At 54.0% G+C, this 23,897-nt stretch carries 12 protein-coding genes; 8 read left to right on the plus strand and 4 right to left on the minus strand.

The window, feature by feature from the left end; translation table 11 throughout:
- Positions 1-97: 97 nt before the first annotated feature.
- The 4 genes from JJQ72_RS10285 (at position 98) to udk (ending at position 6,576) form a co-directional block, all read left to right on the plus strand.
- Positions 98-1,768, plus strand: coding sequence for an SWIM zinc finger family protein (locus JJQ72_RS10285; protein WP_138224209.1), 1,671 nt, complete (start codon positions 98-100; stop codon positions 1,766-1,768).
- Positions 1,765-4,836 (plus strand): DEAD/DEAH box helicase, encoded by a 3,072-nt coding sequence (locus JJQ72_RS10290; RefSeq protein WP_208203603.1) that lies wholly within the window; start codon positions 1,765-1,767, stop codon positions 4,834-4,836. The genes JJQ72_RS10285 and JJQ72_RS10290 overlap by 4 nt, the downstream gene beginning before the upstream one ends.
- Before the next feature lie 105 nt (positions 4,837-4,941).
- Entirely contained in the window at positions 4,942-5,799 is an 858-nt protein-coding gene (locus JJQ72_RS10295) for a glycosyltransferase family protein (protein ID WP_208203604.1), read from the plus strand.
- A 144-nt stretch (positions 5,800-5,943) separates the two neighbouring features.
- A complete protein-coding gene (gene udk, locus JJQ72_RS10300) occupies positions 5,944-6,576 on the plus strand; it encodes a uridine kinase (protein ID WP_208203605.1) in 633 nt (210 codons plus the stop codon).
- 183 nt (positions 6,577-6,759) lie between these two features.
- Here udk and JJQ72_RS10305 read toward each other — a convergent pair whose 3' ends face one another.
- The 3 genes from JJQ72_RS10305 to JJQ72_RS10315 all read right to left on the minus strand — a co-directional run bounded on the left by JJQ72_RS10305 (position 6,760) and on the right by JJQ72_RS10315 (position 17,123).
- Positions 6,760-14,325: a pullulanase gene (locus JJQ72_RS10305; RefSeq protein ID WP_208203606.1), complete on the minus strand. Its 7,566-nt coding sequence runs from the start codon at positions 14,323-14,325 to the stop codon at positions 6,760-6,762.
- Between the two features lie 240 nt (positions 14,326-14,565).
- On the minus strand, positions 14,566-15,849 hold the full coding sequence (locus JJQ72_RS10310) for an ABC transporter substrate-binding protein (RefSeq protein WP_208203607.1): 1,284 nt from the start codon (positions 15,847-15,849) through the stop codon (positions 14,566-14,568).
- A gap of 20 nt (positions 15,850-15,869) precedes the next feature.
- Positions 15,870-17,123, minus strand: coding sequence for a response regulator transcription factor (locus JJQ72_RS10315; RefSeq protein WP_208203608.1), 1,254 nt, complete (start codon positions 17,121-17,123; stop codon positions 15,870-15,872).
- 219 nt (positions 17,124-17,342) lie between these two features.
- Here JJQ72_RS10315 and JJQ72_RS10320 point away from each other — a divergent pair, with 219 nt between their 5' ends.
- Positions 17,343-19,100 (plus strand): cache domain-containing sensor histidine kinase, encoded by a 1,758-nt coding sequence (locus JJQ72_RS10320; RefSeq protein WP_208203609.1) that lies wholly within the window; start codon positions 17,343-17,345, stop codon positions 19,098-19,100.
- 144 nt (positions 19,101-19,244) lie between these two features.
- Here JJQ72_RS10320 and JJQ72_RS10325 read toward each other — a convergent pair whose 3' ends face one another.
- Positions 19,245-20,468: a family 8 glycosyl hydrolase gene (locus tag JJQ72_RS10325; RefSeq protein ID WP_208203610.1), complete on the minus strand. Its 1,224-nt coding sequence runs from the start codon at positions 20,466-20,468 to the stop codon at positions 19,245-19,247.
- 250 nt (positions 20,469-20,718) lie between these two features.
- Here JJQ72_RS10325 and JJQ72_RS10330 point away from each other — a divergent pair, with 250 nt between their 5' ends.
- The 3 genes from JJQ72_RS10330 (at position 20,719) to JJQ72_RS10340 (ending at position 23,863) form a co-directional block, all read left to right on the plus strand.
- Positions 20,719-22,026: an ABC transporter substrate-binding protein gene (locus JJQ72_RS10330; protein ID WP_208203611.1), complete on the plus strand. Its 1,308-nt coding sequence runs from the start codon at positions 20,719-20,721 to the stop codon at positions 22,024-22,026.
- Between the two features lie 88 nt (positions 22,027-22,114).
- Positions 22,115-23,032 (plus strand): carbohydrate ABC transporter permease, encoded by a 918-nt coding sequence (locus JJQ72_RS10335; protein WP_138224199.1) that lies wholly within the window; start codon positions 22,115-22,117, stop codon positions 23,030-23,032.
- Positions 23,033-23,041: 9 nt separating this feature from the next.
- A complete protein-coding gene (locus JJQ72_RS10340; RefSeq protein ID WP_138224198.1) occupies positions 23,042-23,863 on the plus strand; it encodes a carbohydrate ABC transporter permease in 822 nt (273 codons plus the stop codon).
- Positions 23,864-23,897: the final 34 nt, after the last annotated feature.

Raw genomic sequence — 23,897 nt, forward strand, 5'->3', positions numbered from 1 at the left:
AGCCTGTGAGGGAAACCCTCGATCTGCGGTTTCAACGCAACTCGGGATATGTTAGATTAGAGCCAGAAACTTTGCAGCTTTATAGGAGATGAATAGGATGAATCTTGCCCAGCCGCTGGATGACCTGGAATGGCAGGAGCTGATTGAAGATACTGCACAATATTTTAATGAAATTATGCTGAAGCGCGGCTTCCAGTACTATAAGCAGCAGCGCGTACGCGACCTGGAGATTACGGATTCCGGAGACATCAGCGCCGGTGTATCCGGCACCGAGCCGTATTATGTACGCCTGTATCCTGCCGATCTTCAGCGCAGCATATGCAGCTGTCCGGTCGAAACACGCTGCAAGCATCTCGCTGCGGCCTTACTGGAGGCCGCTTCCCGGCAGGGACGGTCGATCACGGCGCTCGTGAACGCCCACTCCGCCCCGCTGCTGTCACGCCGCAGCAAAGTGACTTCTGCAGCACGCGGCACAGGCACCCCCCAGGACGAGCTTGATCACGGTAAGCCTCAGCTCCAGAAGCTGCTTCAAACCGCTCCGCGGTTAGGGGAGCTTTCCATTGCGGAGTGGCATGAATTTTTCCACCAAGCCTCGCTGCTGCCGGGTGTCGCTGTGACGCATTCGATGTACTCCCGCAGCGCGATGGATGCCATTCAGCAGCTCAAGCCAGCAGGCGCAAAGCTGAGCATGGCGTCCTTTACTACGCTGTATGATTTCAATGCGAGCCTGTTTATTCTGGGTCAGCTGATTGGACAGTCCAAGAACAGCAATGGTGCGACCCTGTTCATGGGCTACCATGTGCAAATGGCAGCAGAGCAGCTGCTGAATAGCATGACGAACCAGCTGGACTCCGGCAAATGGAGCTTTCGCATTCAGGAAATGAAGGAACGCGAGACCTTGCTGCTGCAGGGTACGATTGATTTTTTGCGTGACAAGATGCTCTCCGGTGCACCCAAAAGCCCAACCTACTATCAGGTGTACAGTCTGCTTTGGGCCCGAGGAATTGCACCCTACAGCTTCAATGCCGCCTTTTATGAGCGGGAGCTGCAGCAGCTAAAGACGGCCGCTAACGAGAAGCAGCCCCCGGCTTCGAGCTCTATCAGCCTGATGGCATCTGCCCTGATGCACTTTTATTTGAAGCAGGACGAGGCTTGCTGGGACAAGCTGTACGGCGCCGATGAAGTCATGCACATCCATCCCTATGATCTATTTCAACTTCTGGATGCCGTGGAGCAAAATAAAGACGGGCACCGGCTTGTTCGCTGGCTGGTAGAAACGGGGCCGCTGTTTGCCCATTACAATAATCCATACATGAGCCAGTATATGAGCTTCTGGGAGCAGGCTTTAGAATGGGTTCCTCAAGCAGAGGCCCAGATGTGGGACACACTCACCGCGATGCTTCCGTTCTCCAAAGTCATCTACGACGATGCCCTGTGGAGCCGCGGACAGTGGCGCCGCTGGATCGATCTGCAGCTGAGCACCGAGCGCGAGCCGCTGGATTATCGTGTCAGTGTGCTGGCACCCATTGAAAAAGAAGAGCCGGAGCTGCTCCTCCCCTTCTATCATCAGGCCGTGGAGCGCTATGTGCTGCAAAAGAACCGCAGCAGCTACAAATCAGCAGTCAAGCTGCTGAAACGGCTGGCCAAGCTGTACAAGAAGCTGAAGCAGCCGGAGCGCTGGGAGCTGTTTCTGGATGCATTTATCGAACGTCACAGCAGACTTCGTGCCCTGCATGAAGAAATGCGGAGAGGAAAGCTGTTATCATGATCGGATCTGCCCTGACTATCCATGTACAAATTACGCTAAGCGCCTACGGCGATGCGCTGATCTACGGTTCCCTGAAATCCGGTGCTTACGTGCCCGGCCTTTACCTGAAGCAGCGGTTGTTCGCTTGGCATGAGGAATCTTTTTACGGCACCGCCCTGGAGGTGCAAAAGGTTCAGGAGGTGGAGCTCGTCGTCCTGCCTGCCGAGCAGGTGCTGCCCTACTTTGCGAAGCTGCCCCTGCTCTCTCACATATCATGGAAATGGGGCGAGGAGAGCCTGCCATTTATTGAGGCAGCCCCCGCTCTGATGGAGCTTGTCCGCAGCCGGAAATTCGTGCCTGAATTTGAAGCCTACCGGGAAGGCCGGCTGCAATGGCTGTGGGAATCCCGGCAGCTGGAGCCGGCCAGCCGTTCGGTGGTGGCCCAACTGCAGGAGGACCCCCTGTTCAGTGCAGGAATCCGGTCTGCCTTCACGGCAGCGGTGTTCCAGCAGAGCTACGGCACGGAGGCGGCGGCAGCTGACCTGCGGCGGGAATATCCGCTCCTGTTCGCTGCGGATCGCTCCGCCGCCGCCGGTATGGACGCCGAGGCCTGGCTGCTTTCCATCGGCTGGAAAGCCGATACCGCACCGTTTCGTCCCCTGCTGCAGCTGCTGGAGCCGGAGGAGGAAGAGACTCACTGGCGCCTGACGCTGGTGCTGCAGGACAAGGAGGATCACTCCAGCCTCATGCCGATCACGCTCTCCGGCGATGGAGCGGCCTCCGGCAGCTGGCCCGAAAGCTGGACGCCGTTTGTGACGGAGCGTGCAGCGGGATGGCTGGAACGGCTGCGCGGCGCACTGCCGGACGGAATGCTGTCCGGCGGTGACGATCTGTTCGGCGAGCCGCTTACCGGCGAGGAGGCCTGGCGCTTTCTAAGCGCTGAAAGCCAGCGTTTGCTGCAAACCGGCTGGCAGGTGCTGCTGCCGGCATGGTGGGAGGCGGCCAGCCGCAAGCGGCCGCGGCTGCGCGCGAAATTGCGCTCGGGCGAAGGCCAGGAACGCGGTCAAGGCAGCTCCCTGTTCGGCCTGGATTCGCTCGTCAATTTCGATTGGCGGATTGCAATCGGCAATGCCGATCTGAGCGAAGCCGAGTTTGCACAGCTGGTTGCACAGAACCAGCGGCTCGTGAAATTCCGGGGCCAGTGGATTGCGCTCGACCCGGCGCTTATTGCCCAAATCCGCCAGGCGATGGCAGGTGTGGACCCTTCGGAGGGACTGTCCTTTCAGGATATTTTGCACCTGCATCTTCTGGAGAGCGGACAGGCGGATGAGGATGAGAGCTCTTCCGAGGACAGCGAGGACAAATCGCCGGAGCGCATCCGGCTGGAGGTAGAGCTCAACGAGCATCTGCTGCACCTTATCTCCCAGCTTGGAGGCCAGAGCGAATGGCCGCAAATACCTGTGCCGGCCGGCCTTAGGGCAGAGCTGCGGCATTACCAGCATGAGGGATATTCCTGGCTCGCCTTCCTGCGCCGGTTCGGTCTCGGGGCTTGTCTGGCAGACGATATGGGCCTTGGCAAAACCATTCAATACATTACCTACCTCCTGCACATGAAGGAAGCTGCGATAGAAGAAGCCCGCACGCCTTCCCTGCTGATCTGCCCCACCTCGGTGCTTGGAAACTGGCAGAAGGAGCTGAGCCGCTTTGGGCCATCCATTCGCGTCATGCTCCATTATGGCAGCAAGCGGTACAGCAGCGAGGAATTCCTGGCCGAAGCGATGGAGGCGGACCTTGTCCTGACCTCCTATGCGACCGCAGCGCTGGATCAGGAGCTGCTGCAGGGCATGAAGTGGGATTCCATCTGCCTGGACGAAGCGCAAAATATTAAAAACGCGCAGACGAAGCAGTCCACAGCGGTACGCAGCTTTCCGGCAAGGCATCGCATTGCCCTGACCGGAACGCCGATCGAGAACAAGCTGGCGGAGCTGTGGTCCATCTATGATTTTATTAATCCCGGCTATTTGGGCGGATTACGGGCGTTCACGCAGCGCTTTATTCAGGCTATTGAGAAGGGGCAGAGCGAAGAGAAAACCGCTGATCTGCAAAAGCTCGTCAAGCCATTCATGCTGCGCCGCAAGAAAAAAGACCCCCATATCCAGCTAGACCTGCCGGATAAAAACGAGATGAAAACCTACATTCATCTGACCCAGGAGCAGGGCGTCTTGTACGATCAGACGGTCAATCAGCTGCTGGAGCAGATGAACAAGCTGGAAGGCATTGAGCGCAAGGGCGCCATTCTATCCACCTTGACCCGGCTGAAGCAGCTGTGCGATCATCCGCTCCTGATCAGCCGCGAGGCGCTGCCGCTGAAGGAGAAGGAATCCGCCGAAGGGTTGTCCTCTCGTCAGCTGCAGCCGGCAGGTTTGGCAGAGCAAAGCGCTCTGGAGGGTGACCCTGCAGGGGAAGCCGCAACAAGCAGGCGAGGCTCCAAGGCCTCATCCTCCACGCCGCAGCTGGATACGGAGAGCATCATCAGCCGCTCAGCCAAGCTGGAGCGCCTGATCGCGCTCGTCAAAGAGCTGCGGGAAGAGGGCGAGCGCTGTCTCATCTTCACGCAATACATCGGCATGGGCGAGATGCTGCAGCAGGTGCTGCGCCAAGAGCTCGGCGAGCCGGTGCTGTATCTGAATGGCAGCACGACCAAGACCGCCCGGGACAAAATGATCGAGCAGTTCCAGTCGCAGGTCCTGCCGGCAGAGCAGCAGCCCGGTGTGTTTATTCTATCGCTGAAGGCCGGCGGCGTCGGCCTGAATCTGACGGCTGCGAACCATGTATTTCACTACGACCGCTGGTGGAACCCGGCAGTAGAGAATCAGGCGACCGACCGCGCCTATCGAATGGGCCAAACTAAGGATGTACAGGTGCATAAATTTATTGCCCTGGGCACGCTGGAGGAACGGATTGATGAGATGCTGGAGAGCAAGCAGCAGCTGAGCGACAACATTATTACTTCAAGTGAGGGCTGGATTACGGAGCTGTCTACGGAAGAGCTGAAGGATTTGTTTACCTTAAAGCGAGACTGGGCGTAAGCCGGAAAGAGCAATGCCCTGCCGGGCTTTATGCATAGAACACCGCGATACGCGGCCTGTGAAATTTATGAAAATTGTGAATTTGAGCCAGGAGGAGATTCATTAATGTCTTTTATGAAGCCCTCGCTGATTCAGGCCTATGGCAGCTACGAGATTCCCGATATGATTCAACGCCTGTTCCAGCTGAGTCATTCACTTGCAGCACAAGGTATCGACATGAGCATGATTGGCTTTCGCATGGAGGATAGCTATTTTGCTTATTCTATTACACCGCCGGACCTTATTCCTTTTGCCAGCACTGGGGGGGATGGCATTCACTTCGGTTTTTTAACCGAATTCGGGAGGATCTCCCGGCTGGAGGAAGCCAGCATTGTCTGTGTCACTCCTACAGACGATCCTCCTATCCGCTTGATGGCACGAAACCTTCAGGAGTTTCTGGATCTGATTGTATCCGTTCATCACGTAGAAACCCTGGAACGCTGGTGGGCGTACAAAGGTCTGAACCAGCCCCCATGGGAGGAAGAAGCCTGGGCTGACGATACTCCGCTGTGGCTTCAAGAACACCATCAGGTCATCCAGGAAGCACTGAAGCAGCATTTTGGAGCAGCCCCCCGGCCAGTCCTCCCCTATTTCCAGGAGATCCTGCTGGAAAGGCAGCAAAATTGCGCGATTGACACTTCCGACGGATTGGGAATCGCAGGCAGCCCTGCTGCCTCTGCTGGACGCTATCCCTTTAGGGACGGGTGTCCGGAGGATGAGGCGGAGCTGCAGCGGATGAGCGCTTTTTTTATGACGTCCTGTCTGGAAGAGAAGCTTGCAATGCTCCGGGATTTAAACTTCAGGTATGTGCATGATGCTATGGGCCCTCCTTCTCCCGTTTTTGAATTAATGCAGCAATTTCTGCTTTCACTTGGCCTGCAGGCGGAGGCTGACCGAATGTTTGTCATTGATCGCTTCGAATGATAGAGCCGTACATCGCTTCAGGCCCGCAGCTCATTCACCATCCCTGAAGGTTCCAGTGCTTCGCAAGGTGAAATACGGCCGCTGCTGTGGTACAATACTGAAATTGCAACGCACGAACACCTTAGGGAGGTTTAGGGAAACACCATGCTCATTATTGGAATCGCCGGCGGCACCGGCTCTGGCAAAACAACGGTGGCCCGCTCGGTTATTGATCGTCTGGGACCCGGTAAAGTGACATTTATATCTCAGGATAATTATTATAAGGACAACCCCCACCTCAGTCTGGAGGAGCGGGAGAGCATCAATTATGATCACCCGTTTGCTTTTGACACCGAGCTGCTGGTAGAGCATCTCCAGCTGCTGAAATCGGGTCAGCGTGCAGAAGCCCCTGTGTATGACTTTACTACCCATGCCCGCTCCAAGCAGAAGACGGTAGAGCTTACACCCGGTCATATCACGATCCTTGAAGGCCTGCATGTGCTGTCGGATGAGAATCTGCGCCCGCTGCTGGACATCAAGGTATTCGTGGATACGGATCCGGATGTACGGATTCTGCGCCGGGTGGTGCGCGATATCGAGGATCGCGGCCGCACCATCCAGTCGATTTATGATCAGTATCTGAACACGGTCAAGCCCATGCACGAGGCCTTTATCGAGCCCTCGAAGAAGTACGCTGACATTATTATCCCCGAAGGCGGAGAGAATGAGGTCGGCATTCAGCTGCTGTCGATTCTGACCGAGAAATATTTAAGCGGTGAACGCACCTGGGGCAGCTAGAGCAGCCATTTTCGCTCACCCCACACAAGAAAGGCTGGCGCCAAAGTGCGCCAGCCTTTCTTGTTGTATTCTTTTTCATGGCAATCAGCCTGTCAGCGGCCTGTTCAGCCGCCTCTTCAGTTGCATTGCAGGCAGACCCGCAATCAACACGGACCCTGCTTGAGATGGAGAACCGCGATGCGATTACTCCAGCGCCTTCAGCAGATTCAGCACGGCTTGCGCGCTCTGGGCCCGGGTCGTCCAGCCCTTCGGCTCAAATGCTCCGCCAGGGTGGCCCTGCATAAGACCGAGGAATGCCGCCTGGTTGACCTGTTTCTCAGCCCAGTGTGAAATATGCTCCTGATCCTTCATGCCAGACTTCTCCGCTGCCGGAGCTTCATGCTGGAGCGTATAAGCTCTTACCAGCATAACCGCCATTTCCTCCCGGGTAATGCTGTCATTCGGTGCGAAGACGTTACCGCCCTTGCCGCTGACGAGTCCATGCTGATAAGCGGTCTGAAGGTCTGCGGCATACCATGCATCACGGGACACGTCCTTAAAGGTGCTGCCTGCTGTATTCACAGGCTCCAATCCCAGCGCCCGCACAAGCATGGCGGCGAATTGTGCCCGGGTCAGCTTCTGTGCCGGACTGAAGGCTTTGGCACTCGTTCCTTGTACAATATGCTTCGCGGCCAGCTCCTTCACCGCATTCTGCGCCCAATGTCCGTTCAGATCGGTGAAGATCTTCTCGTACTCCAGCACAGCATACTTGCTGAAATGTCCTGCCTCTGCCTCAATCTGTCCATCCTTCAAGCGGCCTCCGGCATATGTGATGCTTCCGTCATCCTGCAGATGGTATACTCCTGCCCAGCTGGCGTTGATTCCCGGAAGCAGATCGAAGGTCAGTGTGACCGGCGACTCAAACTGCTCCAGCTTCCATTCCGCCCCTCCTGCAGCCTTGACACTCAGATGCAGGTCATACATCACGCTGCCCGGCTTGAGGTTAACCCCCGGAGTTTGACGCTCGGCTTCAAGCACCAGAGCCTTCGTATCCGCAAGCGGCGCTTCTTGCACAAGCAGCGAAATTGTGGATGCCTTCTGCTGCTCGGCAGACACCAGCTTCTGCAATGCCTGCAGCAAAGCCGAAGGCAAGGTGATCTTGATGCCATCTTTACTCACTTCCACCGACTGTCCGTTCAGAAGATCCCCAGCTCCGATGGGAAGCAGCAGCTCTTGATCCCCAGCGCCCAGCTTAACCGATACCGGGGCCTGTGGATTGTTCAATAAAGCCTCACTGATCTGAACAGTGCCCTTAGCTGGCGTACTCACTGGCGCTCCGCTTCCTGGAGCTGGCCCGCTTCCGTCATTGCCATTGCCATTGCCGTTACCGCTTTCTGCTGCGCTTGCCAAAATCACAGTGCCGCCATCTGCCATAGCCGGAAGAAGAACACTCACCGTCTGATCCGACTTCACTTTATACTGCTTTCCGCTGTACAGATCAGCAGCCATGCTTCCCGCTGGGAATGGCACTTTAAAGCTGACCGTCCGCTCCTGTGTTCCGACATGAAGCGCAGTAACAAGATGCTTATCTTCATACTCCTTGTCAAATGCCAGATACTTCTCGTCATCTGAAGCGACAATCGAGGTCCGAACACCCTTCGAGAAAATCCCGGAATGCTCGGCACGAATCTTCAGCAGCTTCCGGTAATGCTCTAGCAGCTTCTTCTCGCTCTCCACCTGATCCCACGGCATATCCGTACGATTCTCGCTAAAATTGCCTTTGTCGAGATCTCCTGAGGCACTGCCGGAACGTCCGAGCTCCTCTCCGTAATAAATGACAGGCTGCCCTTTCGATGTAATCTGCAGTGCTGCAGCAGTCATCAGCTTCGCTTTGTCTCCGTTCACATAGTGTGACAGGAAGCCGTTCTCATCATGGCTGCTCAGGAATTGTCCCATCATCTGCGTGTTATCCAGCCTGGCTTCCCGTTCAGCCAGATAAGACTCTACGTCTTCAACACGGCCATTCACAAAATCACGCGCTCGTCCTTTAAAGCCGAAATCCAGCAGGCCGTCCATCTGTCCGCTTTGCAGCGTTCCTCCATCATTATCCAGCGTACCGCCATAATATTCGCCGATCAGTTTGAATTCCGGATCGATGGCTGTAAGAGCGTTCTTGAACGCCTTCCAGGTGGCTTCCTCCACATGCTTCACGGTATCTACACGGAAATAGTCAATTGTATCTCCGCGGTCCGTCCGGGCACGCTCCAGCCAGCCTGCCTGCCAGTCAATGATTTGCCGGCGCACGTCCGGATCCTCCGTGATCAGATCGGGCAGTCCTGACAATTCTCCCCGCAGCGGATCATCCGTTGTGGACAGCTTAGTATCCCGGAGCATCCCTTCAAACCGGGCTTTGTCGTCCTGGGCCACCGGGGCTGTGTCACCTGGCTTCAAGCCATAGCCTGTATGATTCAGCACAACATCCACCATGATTTTGATGCCTCGGTCATGTGCTTTGTCAATCAGCTCCTTGAACGTATCCAGATCACCCAGATGCTCATCCAGCTTCGTAAAATCCTTGGCCCAATATCCATGATATCCATACTGAATGCCGTTAGAGTTTGCTTTGACATTGTAATCAATGTTATCGACAATAGGTGTGATCCACAGCGTGTTGACTCCGAGCTCCTGAATGTAATCAAGCTTATCAATCAGCCCCCGGAAATCTCCACCGTGATATGCCTCCAGATGGTCCTTGTTTACGTTTTCATTATTAGAGGCATCACCATCCATAAAGCGATCCGTCAGTACAAAATAAATGCGCGCCTCATCCCAGTCAAACTCCGCTTTAGCGGCCGCTTCGGCTGACTTTACCGTGACTTCAGCCGTCCCCTTATGGAAGTTGCCATACTGGTCTATCAGCGTAATGCCAATGGACTTGCGTCCAGACGGGATCCCTTCCTTCACGGCGATGCTCTGCTCCAGCAGCTCCAAATCCAGCTTCACTTGAGGTGATCCCCCCAGTGAACTTAAATCCAGGTACCCGGCTTGGAAGGAGACAGGACCCTCTTCTTCTGAAACAGATACCGCCACCTTCAGCACGGCATGTTCCTTATAAGAAATGCTTTCACGTTGTACAGAGCCGGTCACGTTCACCACAGGCTTGACATAGATCACCACAGATTTGCCGTCTTGCGTATTCTTCGGATCGGTGACCTCCACCGTCTCTCCGTCTGTGGTGACAAGAAAGCTGTATTCATGAGTACCGGGCACGGCATTGTGCCACGTATAGCTGAACCATTCCTTCTCAGCATCGTACGTCATGACCTCTTCCCGACTGCCGATCTTGAGAGACACACTGTCCATGGTATCCATCGCGTTCTCGCGGAATTTAGCCTCATCCCGATAGACAAACGTAATATTTCCGCCCTCCAGCAACGGTCCTGTAGGGCTTGGCACTATAGTAAGCTCCTTCTTCATGCTGGTAACATACACCTTCGTAAAGGCTTCGCCCGGCGTAAGCGGAATGTTACGATCATCCGGGTAGTCCTGCTTGGTGCCGTCCCAGCCTGTTCCCTTGCGAAGTACAAATCCGATACTGCTCGTGTTCGCGGCTACTTCCACAAGTACTGTGGCCATGCCACTCTCAAAGACTTCGAAATCAATCTGGTCGTTCTTGACTCCAGTGTCCCATATCCAGAGATTCCAGTCCTCATAGTCGGCATCCGGCCGAATGTAGTTGATCTGAACATAGCGCTTGCCGGCGGTTACTTTAGTCACCTTCACCGTGACTTCCTGCTGACTGCCCTGATAGCTGATCGTGATGACTGCAGTACCTGCTCGGTGGCCGGTAATCAGGCCTGAAGAACTGACACTTGCGACATCAGCATTGCTTGATACATAGGCAGCCTGCTTCGTAATGATTCTGCGGCTCTCATCGTTATAGATCGCGTGAACGATCGCCTGGCGGGTCTGGCCTACTCCCACAGTGTAGCTCGATTGATCTGCAGCCACCGATGTCAATGCAATGGGATCACTGGCGGTTTTGATCACTACGGCAGTGAGAGGCTCCAGTGTAATGGAGCTTGAATCCAGCTCAAAGCCCGAGGCTTGCTCTACTTCAGCGGTGCCGGCTTCGTCGTTGTCCACGATGACCGTGCCTGAGGTCAGGTCCTTGGACAGCGTCATTGTCCGTGAGACTTTATCGCCATTGACGAACACATAGTATTGTCCCGAAGCATCCGTGGCCTTGGTCGTATAGCCAATGGCTACGTCCTGGGTCCCAATCTCCGGAATGGACAGCAGCGACACGCGGCTGTTAATGAGCTCCTGATCCCCGAGCCGGAAGGCGTCGCTGGATTTGCGCAGCTGGATCAGGCCGGCGGTATATTCCTTCGTCACGTGATTGACCGGGAATACGTCCTTATTCGTCGCCTTCTCCCAATCAAACTTATTAATTGCATCCGATGAATCGTAGGAATCGTGTACGAAATAACCGAATGTCTTGCCGCTCTGATCCTTCAGTTCGTGATATTTCTGCTGCGGCACGCCCTCTCCCAGCCACTGCTTCGTACGGCCATATTCCTGTCCCGCATGCAGGAAGGCGGTGCCTTGAGAGGTCAGAATCAGCAGGTTGCCCAGCCGAATCCGCTTGTGAATTTCCAGATCATTCTCTGCATTTGCCGGATCCTTCTTGGTCGCCTGGGCAATAATGTCGTACAGCGGCAAATTGTCGTGCGCCTCAATATACTGCACAACGTCTCCCGGGTCATCCTCTTTCATATTGCCCGGCTGCGCCTTGATATTGTTAAAGATCATGTCTACACTTTGCTTGCCCCCTGTAATAAATCGAGGCTCTCCTTCACTGCCATAGCCGGATTTCAGCGCATTCCGGAACTCGTCAGAGAATACGCCGACGTCATCCGTGCGGTCCATCCAGTTCTGATCGGCTCCTTGTCCTGCAAGAGCAGGATCTGCCTGAGCACCCTTAAATGTAATCCAGCCCTCCCCAATGAACAGGGCATCCGGATTGATTTCGGCTGCGGCGTCATAAGCGCGTTGTACCGCGTCCTGTGTAGCATCGCCCATCATATCCCAGCGCATGCCGTCAATTTTATATTCCTCAAACCAGTATTTGACGGAATCCACCATCAGCTTCTCTGCCATCTTGCGGTTGGTAGCCAGGTTGTTACCAAAATCGCCAAGGAATTTACCATTCACATCCTGAAAAGCATAATATCCGGGCACAATGTCATTCAGGAAATCCGACTTGGCCATATGGGTATACACCACATCCAGCACTACACCCATCTCGGCCTCATGGATGGCATCAATCATATTTTTCAGCTCCCGGATTCTCAGCTCCGGATCCTGTGGATTCACCGAATATGCACCGTCCGGCGAGAAATAGCTGTGCGGGTCATAGCCCCAGTTATACTCGTTGTTTCCAGCAGAGTAGTTCAGCTCACGATTCTTCATCTTGGACTCATCGCCGTAATACCAGGCCATCACCGGCAGCAGCTGCACATGGGTGACGCCAAGTGATTTGATGTAGTCCAGCTTATGCTTGAACGCTTCGAAAGAGCCCCATTGTGCGTTGTGCAAATCATCTTCAATGGAAGGATCTGACGTGAAGTCGCGGACATGAATCTCCCAGATGATCGCATCCTCCCGCTGTTCATAGCCCGGAATTTGGGCAAAATCATAGCCTTCCGGATTCGTTTCGCTCAGATCCACAATCGCAGCCTTGCCCACGATGTCTCCATCCGGACCCGCTTTGCCCGTCGTGTCGACCCGGAACTCGGCCATGGACTTGGCATATGGATCCAGCACTCGCTTGGACACTCCCTCATGCGTGACCTCATACTGATAAAAGGCTCCTCTGAAATCTTCGATATCGAAATCGCCGCGCTCCAGGCGGACAGACCAGACACCCTGTTCCTGACGCTGCAGCTCCTTAGTACCGATCACTGTGGTGCTGTCATCCTTGCCGTATACATCGACCGTCACCTTGCTCGCCGTCGGCGCCCACAGCTTCAGTACAGCTTCTCCGTCAGCATACACAGCACCGAGATCGTTGCCATCATACGCATATTCCTGATCGAGGTATCTCCAGCCCTTGCTCGCGGTGACGGTCTTCCCGAGAAAAGTCACCTGCAGCGGCACCTGATCCATGGTGAATGAAGCGGTCAGCTCTACGGTCAGGGGACCGGTGACAGCAGCTTCAGTAATGCCAATGCTCTGATCGCCGCTTTTCAGCTGGACGCCTTCCTTCAGGGATTCCGGCGTCAAACCTGCCGTCATCGTATAGCTCAGGCGCAGCTTGCCTTGAGACAGTACCTCCGCTGAGATCAGGCCGGTCGGCACTTCTCCGTACGGGGACGTATAGACGGTGTTATCGCCTTCTCGAATAAACAGATGACGGTAACGGTCAGCCAGGCTGAAGGATTTGTCCCCCCCGTCTTTCCCGTTGTCGCCCACAGCGGGATCCAGAACGATTAAATTAATCTTTGCTCCCTGCGGCTGCAACGGAACATCCAGGTAGGCACCGTACCCATCCAGCTGCTCTTGCGAGAAACGGGTAGCGCCGTTCGGGTAATTTGTTGAAGGAGACGCGACATCGCCCCACAGCCACAAGGCATATGCGGAGTAGTTCTGGTCCTCACGCTGATAGTGAATCCGGACGGTGTCTGCCGGCAGGTCCACCGGCTCGTACGTATACACCTCGTCTGTGTCCTGCTTCAGCCACACCTCGTTCATCTCCGGGGTGATCAGGCTGAACACTTTGTCTTCTCCATCTTTCTGTTCAGTCATACGATTCATCACGACAAGTCCAATCTTGGATGCTCCATGCTGAATCGGCAGATCCACGAAGGCACCGTAATGATCCTGTTGTCCTTCAGGAAACGGTGTAGCGCCTTTCGGCCAATTCTGTGAGGGCTCGGCGACGTCGTTAAAGATCCACAAGGCCCAGCCTTCATAATTAGCATCTGTGCGCTGATAATGTACACGTAAATGTCCATCCGCAACCGGAAGCCCCGGATCTTGCGGAACGGGTGCAAGCTTTATGTCCTCAGCAATCTCATGAGTGTCTGCATCGTACGTGAAGGTGACCTCTGCATCCCGCTCCACGTTCAGCGACATCGGGGTGCCATCCTCGGGATACAGCCTGCCTGCGCCAGGATCACCCAGCGCCACCTGATACTGATGATCCCCTGCATATACATCGGCCGTGACGGAGTAGATTCCATTCAGACTATCATCATTCATGAGGAGCGCCGGACTGTTCTCTATTCCATTTTGGAAGCTGCCAATGACTCTCGGAAGGTGATCTTGCTCTAGAGGTATGTAGTAAGAGGAGTCGGCAACAGCGTGTGTCTTATGATTATAGTAAAAGGTAACCTCTGTCTCCTGTGACAGGGAAAGCTTGATATTCCCATTATCACTCTGTTTGCCGGGAGACGTGTAATGGTCATTGCCGTAGCTTTGATCCCATGTGCCCCCGACAGCCACTTTATATTCATACTCGCCAGCCGGAAGCTTCCCGGTAAACCGGTATTCATCCGGTCCCGCTGGGGTCATAGCGGTTTCAGCAGCATCCGGCTTCCAGTCTGAGGCTGCACCCAGCTCGGATTGCAGATCGCCCACGACAACCACCTGTAGTGCCTGCGAGTCCGTGGCCGCCTGAACCGGCGGGATGCCGATCAGAGAGCAGAGCATAGTTACAATCAGAATAATAGAGCATAATTTCTTGCTTTGAACAGCCGATAACATAGATCAAGTCCTCCTTTATAGATGGGTGAACTCACGCCTGCATCTTCATTTGAGCAAACGTTTGCATAAATGGCATGATCCTCCTTCCTTGATTTGATCAGCAGCGACAGGAAGTGACATTATTCATAGAAGCGCTTACATCAATAAGTGTGTAAACGTTTGCATTTATTTTACGGCGGAAGCCGCTTCTCGTCAATCGGAATTTTTCCTAAGAAACGCTTCGGCCGCATCAGGGGGTTTCTATGGCAGTTCCTGCCCCAATTCAATCTGAATCTGCTGCATGGCAATCTCCCAAGCTTCCTCGGGTTCGATCCTCTCCTGCTCCACCTTCCGGAGCACATCAAACATGACTCTCGCAATCAGAAACTGATCAGAGCCCTCGTAGGTCGGCTTGATCTGACTCGCAATCTGGCTATAAATCTGTCCGGTCGGCGCATCATTAAAATAAGGATCGGTATGCTCCATAATGACCGGATCTGAGAATAGTTCAGGCATGGACGGAAAATTGCCATTGGCCTTGAACAGCTGAACCTGCTGCTCCGCCTGGGTCAGCCAGTCAATCAGATGATACGCCTCCTGAGGGTGCTCTCCTCCCTTGGGCAGGGTTAGAAAGGAACCGCCATAATTACTCGCAATCTGCGGGATAAAGGTCATATCCCATTTTCCAGCGGCGTCCGGTGCATTCTTCTTCAGAATGTCGATCATCCAGGAGGGGGCAAAGGCTACTGCGAACTCTCCCTGCTGCAGCCCTCTGCTCCACTCCGGAGAGAACATCGGCAGACCCGCTGTCAGCCCTTTTTCCTTGGCCTTCATGACGGCAGACCAGGCCCTGTATACTTCCGGATTCCGGTGTACGATAAGCTCTCCGGTGTTCTTGTCGTAATACTGCTCCTCTGCCTGCCCCAAAATGACCCGGTACAGCATATCCAAATTGTCGATCATATACTTTCCGGTCTCCCGTTGGACTTGATCCGCTGTATCCAGAAAATCATCCCAGCTGGACATCTGCGCGGCTACCTCGGCTGGCCCCGCCGGCAGCCCGGCCTGCTCAAAGTAATCTCTGCGATACGCCATCGCGATCGGACCAATGTCTGTCGGCAGCCCGAGCAGAAAGGACTCATCGAATGCTGACGCCTGCTGCCATTTCCAGGGCAGAAATTCCTTCGCTCGTGCTCCTGCGCCGTAATCCAGCAGATTCTCAAAGGAGCCGGACAATTCCTTGAACCGCTCCATGAAGCTGATCTCTACAAGAGCGATATCAGGCACTCCATTGCCAGAAGCGAGCGTGGTCTGCAGCTTGTTCGAGAGCTCCGGATATGAGGAGGTATGAAGATGCACCCGGATCTGTGGATGCTCCTGCTCGTACGCTTCGATCAGCGGCTCCAGCCCGGAGCCGGGAAACAGCCAGAAGGTCAGCTCATGGACAGGCTCCTTCTTGTGCTCTACAGGCATGGAGACCTCCGTGCAGCCCGGAAGCAGTATTAGCAGCAATCCCAGGCTGATTCGCTGAAGCATCCTGTTCATAGCACCTCTCCTCTCTAAAATCAGACGTCTGCCTGCCGGCTGTTCTGATATTCCTGGGGCGTCACGCCAGTGTATTTCTTAAAGGTTTGACTGAAGTACGCAGGGTCCTTGAAGCCAACCTGATCACAAACCTCGTATACTCTGATTCTGAAATCCTCCAGCAGCTGCTTCGCCTGTTTCACCCGAACCAGATTCAAATAATAATTAAAGCTGTGGCCGGTATCTTCCTTAAAAATCCTCCCCAGGTAGGTAGGGTTCATATACACTTCATCGGCCAGGAGCCGAAGCGACAGGTTGTCCGGATAACGCTCGTCGATGACCTGCAGCATATGCTCCACCACCCGCCGCTTTCCTTTTTCGGACATATCCGGCACCCACTCATCCAGCTCCTGTTCGCTGTCCTCGTTTCCATAGCTGCACAGATGCTTTGAAGGCTCCTGTAGAGCGGCCTGCATGGCTTGGCAGCTCTGCCGGTAACGACGTGGAACCTCGCTTTGATGCTGTGCCCCCTGTGAAAGCCCGAGCTTCACGGTCAGCTTCAAATTGCTCTGAATCGCCGAATGCAGCTCCAGTGCCAATGCCTCCATCTCCGGCAGAGTTCTGACATGCTCGTTGAACATGTAGATGACCAAATGGTCTTCTTCCAGAATACCGACCGCCCTCACTTGCGGCTCCAGCCACTCCTCGGCGATATTTTTGACGGCGTTCAGCGCCTGCTGCTCATTCCAGATGAGGTGCGGGACCTTCTCCGCCGGCGCAATACACAGCAAATAAATGCACTGATAGACTGGCAGTATGGATTGATTAAAATACGGAATCGGGATCCCGTAGAGCAAATCGTTCAGATGCTTCTCTAAGACGTGGGAGTGCCGAAGCTGCTCCACCTGCTTCTGAAACCGTTGCAGCCGGTGCGCCTCTGCAAGCTTTTCGATGACCTGAATAATCTCTGCCGAATCGCACGGCTTCAATAAATAATCGGACACCTGATACTTCATCGCCTGACGCGCGTACGAGAAATCCGCATAGCCGGTCAGCAGCACGATTGAAATCTCGGGGTTGTATTCATAAATTCGGCGGCAAAGCTCCAGTCCGTCCATTCGGGGCATTCGTACGTCGGTAATAACCAGGTCAACAGGGTGACTCTGCAGGATCTCAAAGGCCTCTTCTCCATGCCGTGCTGCTCCTGCAATGACATACTCTGAGCTGGCCTCCCGAATCGTTTCCGTCAAGGCTTCCCTCACAAATGACTCGTCATCCACAACCAGTATGTTCAATATGATGATCACCTCTGTGTTAGAAACACTACTTTCTTTAAATTATGATCCAAAACCCGGAGCGGAGAAATATTAAAAATTATATTTTTCTACAAGAAATCATACCATAGCATGCGGCGCGCACGAGAAAACGTTCAAGTTCCTGCTGTTTTAAGGTAGGATACAAGGTAATACAGCGGCTCAACCGTGACACTCAAGCCAAGCTTCCGGGGGATGGACATGAAACGTAAACGCAAGCAAACGATCTTTGCCCAGCTGCTGACTGGATTTTCGGTCATTCTGGTGCTTCTGCTCACCACTATTGGATACTTTACCTACCGCACCAGCTCTGAGGTGGTCCTTGATAAAACATCCCGGTTTCTCACAGAATCCGTGAAACAAATGAACCAGAAGCTGGACATCCTGCTGCAGGAATTCGATACCCTTACGCTCGACATCGGATTTGATCCGGTGCTGCAGCGGGCCTTGCAGGCTCCCGGGGACAGTGAGGAGATCAGCACGTTTGATATTGAGAAGCATCTGAATCAGAAAATGAGATTTATAGGCAGTGACGTGCTGGTGCTGGTGATGGGCAGCAATGAGCGTTACTTCTCAACCTCTAGCTCCTATTATTTCTTATGGAAGAAAACGCAGGACATATTGGAGAAGGAGTGGTATCAGCTGGCTTTGAGCAATGAGGGCTCCATCCACTGGTTCTCCGATACGGTCTGGCAGCTGGGAGAGAAGCCTGCCCTCGTGGGCATCCGGCAAATCCGGAATTGGGGCAACCTTGAAGGCCTGGGTGTGCTGATGATTGCGGTTCCGCTGGAGACGATCAATAATCAGTTCAAGAATCAGCAGGACAGTCCCTTTGACAAAATCCAGATCCACGACACCTACGGCACGATTGTGTACTCTACTCATCCGGACGAAATCGGCACCCCTATGCCGCAAGGCTTCCTGCCGGGGAAATCCGGGGATGGCTCCGGCATCCAGTATTCTGCCGACACAAGCAGGTACTGGACGTCTCTTCCTTCCTCCTACAGCGGCTGGAATCTGGTGGCTTATGTCAAGCCGGAGGAAATCGTGGGAGACCTGAACAGTGTACAGCGTAATATTATGCTGATCGGCCTGTTCGGCAGCCTGTTCGCGCTGGCCCTGGCCGTGTTCTTCTCCTGGTCGGTCGCTCGGCCGATCCGCATGCTGTCCATCAAGCTGAACAAGACGGAACGCGGCTCATTGACGCCAATATCCACCCGAATGAGAAACCGCGAGGTGGAAGGCTTGTTCCAAAGCTTCAACCAGATGCTGGCCAACCTGGATGAGACGATCCTCGATCTGTCGCGGAGGCAGATCAGCGAGCGGCAGGCTCAGCTGGTTGCGTTGAAGGCGCAGTTTCGCCCGCACTTTTTATACAACACCTTGAACACCATCTACTGGACACTGCACCGCAAGAAGCTGACCGAGGAATCCCGAATGGTCATTACGCTGAGCCATTTGCTCCGATACAGCATTGATGGCCGGAGTGAGCTCGTTACGCTGGAGGAAGACATCGGGCAGCTGAACCGGTATGTGTATTTACAGCAGCTGCGTTATGGCGACAAGCTTTCTGTCCGGCTGGATATTCCCGCTGCACTGTACAGCGCCCTGATCATGCGCCTGTTGTTTCAGCCGCTGGTTGAGAATGCGATCGTGCATGGGCTGGAGACGTCAGAGGAAGAGCATTGGATCATCCAGATTACCGGCTTCCAAGAGGGTGGACTGCTGCACCTGACGGTGGAGGACAACGGCATTGGTATGAACAGCGACCAATCGCTGCAGGCACTCACCCTGCCGGAGGATGATGCGGACCCACCCGATCTGCATACAGGCATCGGCCTGTCGAACCTTCAAAACCGCATTCGTCTGTATTACGGCGCCGAATACGGAATTTCGTTAAGCGACAGCTCGCTGTGCGGGCTGAGGGTGGACATCACCCTGCCGCTGGAGATCCGCTGAAGGAAGGCAGCCCTCGAGCGCAAGCTCCGAAGCATCACACGGCGGCGGCTTGCGCTGGACTCACTGACAGCCGCCGCGAACAACAAACAGGGCAGCTCCGACAGATGAACAATCTGCTGGAGCTGCCCTGTTTGAGGGGAGGCGTTATGGCTCGATGATTTGATATTGCCCGCTTGCCGCCAGCAGGCTGAACATGTACAGCATGGAATCATAGTACCGGTATTGGCCGGTCGGGACGTCCATATCCCACAATCGCTGCGCAAACTGCAGCCGATCTTCATGGGTGGAAATCATGGAAGCTGCCCCATTCACTGCAATCAAGCCCGAGGAACGGTTATCCGCCATCGGCTTCCCCTCCACAGTATACCTGGCCACATACCGGTCGATGCCCTCTTTTATAAAAAATTGATGCAGCTGTTCTATATAGCCCCTTCTCCACTCAGACTGCTCGCCGCCATGCCAGATCTCGTCCAGCGTGACGTTGAGAGCAACCCGGTGGGCATCGTAGGAGAACAGATAATGATCGCCGTTCCGGTAAGGCACTCCATCAAAGGTAGTGTAATTGGCCATGAGCCCGGTGTCCGGGTCTGCTGCCTGAGCCCAGAACGCCCGGCTGACCTTGGCCATTTCCGCCCAGCGCTCACGGTCCGTCTCTGCCCATCTGGCCCACAGCTCGTAAAAGGCAGGCAGATGGTAGGAAGGGTCTGTATATCCCTTGCCTGAGGTCCAGGGCACAAATACAATCTGATTCCGTTCCTCATCAAACATATTATAGCCCTCACCGTCATCGGCTTGATGCAGCATCGCCTGCAGTATCTTGTTTCCCTGCTCCCGGTAATGATAGATGCCTTCGCCGTCTCCCCAGCGGTTGGAAGCAAACAGAAGCGCCATGGCAAAATACTCTTCGCCATCCGGTGCCGGATTGCTGTCAAGCACATCCCCCTTCGGGGTATTATGCCAGGAGAAATAATGCTTGAACGGACCCTCTTTATGCTGCATATACGTGACGGCCCAGTTCCACAAGCGGTCAAACTCCTCCTTCTTATCCAGCTGAACCGCAATCATCATCCCGTAGGACATTCCCTCGGTGCGTACATCCTGATACCCCGTATCCAAAATATAGGCCATATCCTCCCCTACAGGGTAATAGATACGCTGCTGTGCATCATCCCCGTAAAACATCTGATCCCAGGCCTGCTGCAGCTTGGCCGAGATGTCCTCCTCGCTTTTGCCAAGCTCCTGAAACACGCTGCGGTACGTCTTGGGCGACGCTTCCTCTTTACCGGTCCTCTCCTGAGCCCACAGCAGGGCCACACCGATCAGCACGGCTGCAAGTATAACGAAGAGCTTTAAGCTTTTTGTATTCATTGTATTCCTCCTTGCTGCATGATTACGGTTCATTGTAACTGGGCGTGCAGGGAGCAGCCTATGGGCCAAACATGTGATAACTTGTGAAAAAATGACCTTTTGTAAAGCCCGCTTGCGCCGGCATCGTAAAGTAGTCGATTTTATACAAGAGATGTAATGTTCCTCCTATACCGATGCTTACGGGGATGCCCTAGAATTTGTATCAAGGATTCACATTCCTTAAAACTAAGAATACAGGGGGCTCTTTACCATGAAAAAACGTTTGGGCACTTTGCTGGCATGTCTGCTTCTGGTGTTCACAACCGCCTGCTCCTCGGGCAACAGTGAGGAAGGCACGTCCACCGGCGGTGAGACCGCAGGCAAATCGGAAGCCTCGAATGGCAAGGTTGAATTATCTCTATGGATGTTCACCGGCACGGGCCTGGAGGGCTTAATCGAGAAATATCAGCAGGAGCATGAGAACATCAAGATTAATGTACAGACCCAGGAATACAATGATCACCATAACGGCCTGATGACAGCGCTTGCGGCAGGCAGCGGCGGACCGGACATTGCCATGATCGAGATTGGCTTCATCGACAAGTTCAAGTCGGATGAGAAGCTGTTCCACAATTTGGCCGACCATGGCGCCAATGACATCATGGGCGACTATCTGGAATGGAAGCGCGTTCAGGCTTCCAGCCAGGACGGCTCCTTCATCTACGGGATCCCTACCGATGTCGGTCCAATGGCTATGTATTACCGCACAGACCTTTTTGAGCAAGCCGGATTGCCGACAGAGCCGGCAGCGGTTGCCGAGCTGATGCCGACTTGGGAGAAATTTATTGAAGTAGGCAAAACCATCAAGGACAAGACCGGCAAGCCTATGGTATATGGCGCCGATATCGTCTATCAGAGCATTCGGGGACAGGCGAAAGAACAATATTTTAACAGCAATGGCGATTTGATTGTCGAGACGAACCCGGCCATCAAACGGGCATGGGATCTCTCCACCGAGATTGCCAACAGCGGACTGGCTGCCAAAATCTCGGCCTGGTCTCCGGAGTGGGGCGCAGGCATGAACAACGGTGACTTCGCCGTCATGCTCGGTCCATCCTGGATGGTAGGCTACATGAAGGGCAATGCGCCGGACTCCTCCGGTAAATGGAATCTGGCACCGATGCCGGAAGGCTCCGGCAACTGGGGCGGCTCCTTCATGACCGTTCCTAGCCAGAGCAAGCATCCGAAGGAAGCGATGGAGTTCCTGAAATGGCTGCTTTCTCCGGAGCAGCAGCTGGAGCTGTTTAAAGAGAACGGCTCGAACTTCCCGTCCACACCGGCAGTGTATGATGATCCGGCGATCCAGACGTACACGGACGAGTTCTTCCAGAACGCACCTCTGGGCAAAACCTTCTCGGATGCTGCGAAGAAAGTCGTTCCTGTCTATCTTGGACCAGACCACATTACCGTGGATACCCCGATCCTGCAGGCACTCGCTAACGTAGAGCGCAACGGAGAAGCTGCCGATGCAGCATGGCAAACAGCGATGGATCAAATCAAGCGCGACCTGCGCCGCTAAGCTTACCTGTCATTCCAATTTCATCATTCCTGATGCGCCGATGGACATCTGCTCCGTTCGGCGCATCCTCTTCTAAAGGAGGACCATAATGAACACACCTGGTGAATCCAAGCTATGGCATAAACAATCCTTCAAGGACCATGTGTCTGCTTATCTTTATTTACTGCCGTTTTTCTTAATATTTGGAATCTTTACGCTTTTCCCTGTCTTCTGGTCGGCTTATATATCGTTCTTCTCGTGGGATGTGCTCGGCACCAAGAAATACATCGGCTTCCAAAACTATATCTGGCTGTTTACAGATGATCCGAAGTTCTGGAAATCTGTCCTGAACACGTTCAGCATCTGGCTCATGTCCACCATCCCGAACCTGTTTCTCGCCCTGGTGCTGGCTAATATTCTGAATCAGCGCTTTATCAAAGGCAAGAAGCTGTTCCGCCTTGGCGTCATTATTCCGAACATTACCTCACTCGTTGCGGTGGCGGTCATCTTCGGCAGCTTCTTCGGATACAATTACGGCCTGATCAACTATTTCCTCTCCGAGCTTGGCCTGGATAAATATGACTGGGGCGCTTCCTACTGGGGAGCTCAGTTTGCGGTCGCGGTCATGGTGATCTGGAGATGGACCGGATATAATGCTGTCATCTATCTGGCGGCGCTGCAGAGTATTCCGGCAGATCTGTATGAAGCGGCGAGAATTGACGGCGCCTCCAGGACACAGCAATTTTTTAAAATTACGATTCCGATGATCCGGCCCATGATTATTTTTACAGTCATTATGTCTACGATTGGCGGGATGCAGCTGTTCGTCGAGCCGCTCATCTTCTCCGGACCTACAGGCGGACCTGAGGGCCAGACCTTGACGATGGTGCTGTATTTGTACACCGAAGCGTTCACCAATAACAATTACGGCTATGCATCGGCTATCGCCTGGATGCTGTTCCTGATCATTTTGCTGTTCTCGATGTTCAACAACTTCCTGACCAAAAAAATCAACTCTGCCCAATAGGAGGAAACCATGAAATCTTTACAACGCCTGCTTACCTACAGCCTGCTTATTCTGACGTTTCTGGTGTCCGTGTTTCCTTTTTACTGGATGCTGGTTATCGCTTCACACCCCACCTCGGAGGCAAACAAGTTTCCGCCGAACTTCATTCCCGGCGACCTGTTTATCACGAATGTGCAGACGATGCTGGATCAGATTGATTTTGCAGGAGCCCTGCTCAATTCGGTGTTCGTATCTACGACCGTTACCATTGCCCAGCTATTCTTCTGTGCGCTGGCGGCCTTCGCGTTCTCCAGACTCCAGTTTAAGGGCAAGCACTTTCTGTTTGTATTTATCATCGGTACCCTGATGATCCCGGGCCAGCTTGGACTGGTTCCATCCTACATGATTATGACCCGCCTGGACTGGATCAACAGCTTCAATGCCCTTATTGTGCCGGGCCTCGTCAGCGCCTTCGGTATTTTCTGGATCAAGCAGTATATGGATACGACCCTGCATCCGGAGCTCGTAGAATCTGCCAGAATGGACGGCTGCTCCAACTTTCAGACCTTTTGGCGCATCGCTCTTCCCACGATTTCGCCGGCCATGGCTACGCTGGCTATTCTGACCTTTATGTATCAATGGAACGACTTTCTCTGGCCCTCGATCGTCCTGAAGGATTCGGCGGTGCACACCATCCAGATTGCGCTGCGGAATCTGAATAAGGTGTACTTCCGTGACGTCTCGGTCATTATGGCCGGTACCTTCCTGGCAACGATTCCGCTGCTGGTGGTGTTCGTCGCTTCCAGCCGCTACTTCATATCAGGCATTACAGCAGGAGCCGTGAAGGGCTAGCCCGCAGATAGAGAGCCTGCATTTCAACATGATA

It is taken from the genome of Paenibacillus sp. F411 (genome assembly GCF_017582705.1).
GTDB lineage: Bacteria > Bacillota > Bacilli > Paenibacillales > Paenibacillaceae > Paenibacillus_AQ > Paenibacillus_AQ algicola.

What these genes read in the sequence shown, in the direction of transcription:
- JJQ72_RS10285 (WP_138224209.1), top strand. Translation starts at nt 98, where the DNA reads ATGAATCTTGCCCAGCCGCTGGATGACCTGGAATGGCAGGAGCTGATT.
- JJQ72_RS10290 (WP_208203603.1), top strand. Translation starts at nt 1,765, where the DNA reads ATGATCGGATCTGCCCTGACTATCCATGTACAAATTACGCTAAGCGCC.
- JJQ72_RS10295 (WP_208203604.1), top strand. Translation starts at nt 4,942, where the DNA reads ATGTCTTTTATGAAGCCCTCGCTGATTCAGGCCTATGGCAGCTACGAG.
- udk (WP_208203605.1), top strand. Translation starts at nt 5,944, where the DNA reads ATGCTCATTATTGGAATCGCCGGCGGCACCGGCTCTGGCAAAACAACG.
- JJQ72_RS10305 (WP_208203606.1), bottom strand. Translation starts at nt 14,325, where the DNA reads ATGTTATCGGCTGTTCAAAGCAAGAAATTATGCTCTATTATTCTGATT.
- JJQ72_RS10310 (WP_208203607.1), bottom strand. Translation starts at nt 15,849, where the DNA reads ATGAACAGGATGCTTCAGCGAATCAGCCTGGGATTGCTGCTAATACTG.
- JJQ72_RS10320 (WP_208203609.1), top strand. Translation starts at nt 17,343, where the DNA reads ATGAAACGTAAACGCAAGCAAACGATCTTTGCCCAGCTGCTGACTGGA.
- JJQ72_RS10325 (WP_208203610.1), bottom strand. Translation starts at nt 20,468, where the DNA reads ATGAATACAAAAAGCTTAAAGCTCTTCGTTATACTTGCAGCCGTGCTG.
- JJQ72_RS10330 (WP_208203611.1), top strand. Translation starts at nt 20,719, where the DNA reads ATGAAAAAACGTTTGGGCACTTTGCTGGCATGTCTGCTTCTGGTGTTC.
- JJQ72_RS10335 (WP_138224199.1), top strand. Translation starts at nt 22,115, where the DNA reads ATGAACACACCTGGTGAATCCAAGCTATGGCATAAACAATCCTTCAAG.
- JJQ72_RS10340 (WP_138224198.1), top strand. Translation starts at nt 23,042, where the DNA reads ATGAAATCTTTACAACGCCTGCTTACCTACAGCCTGCTTATTCTGACG.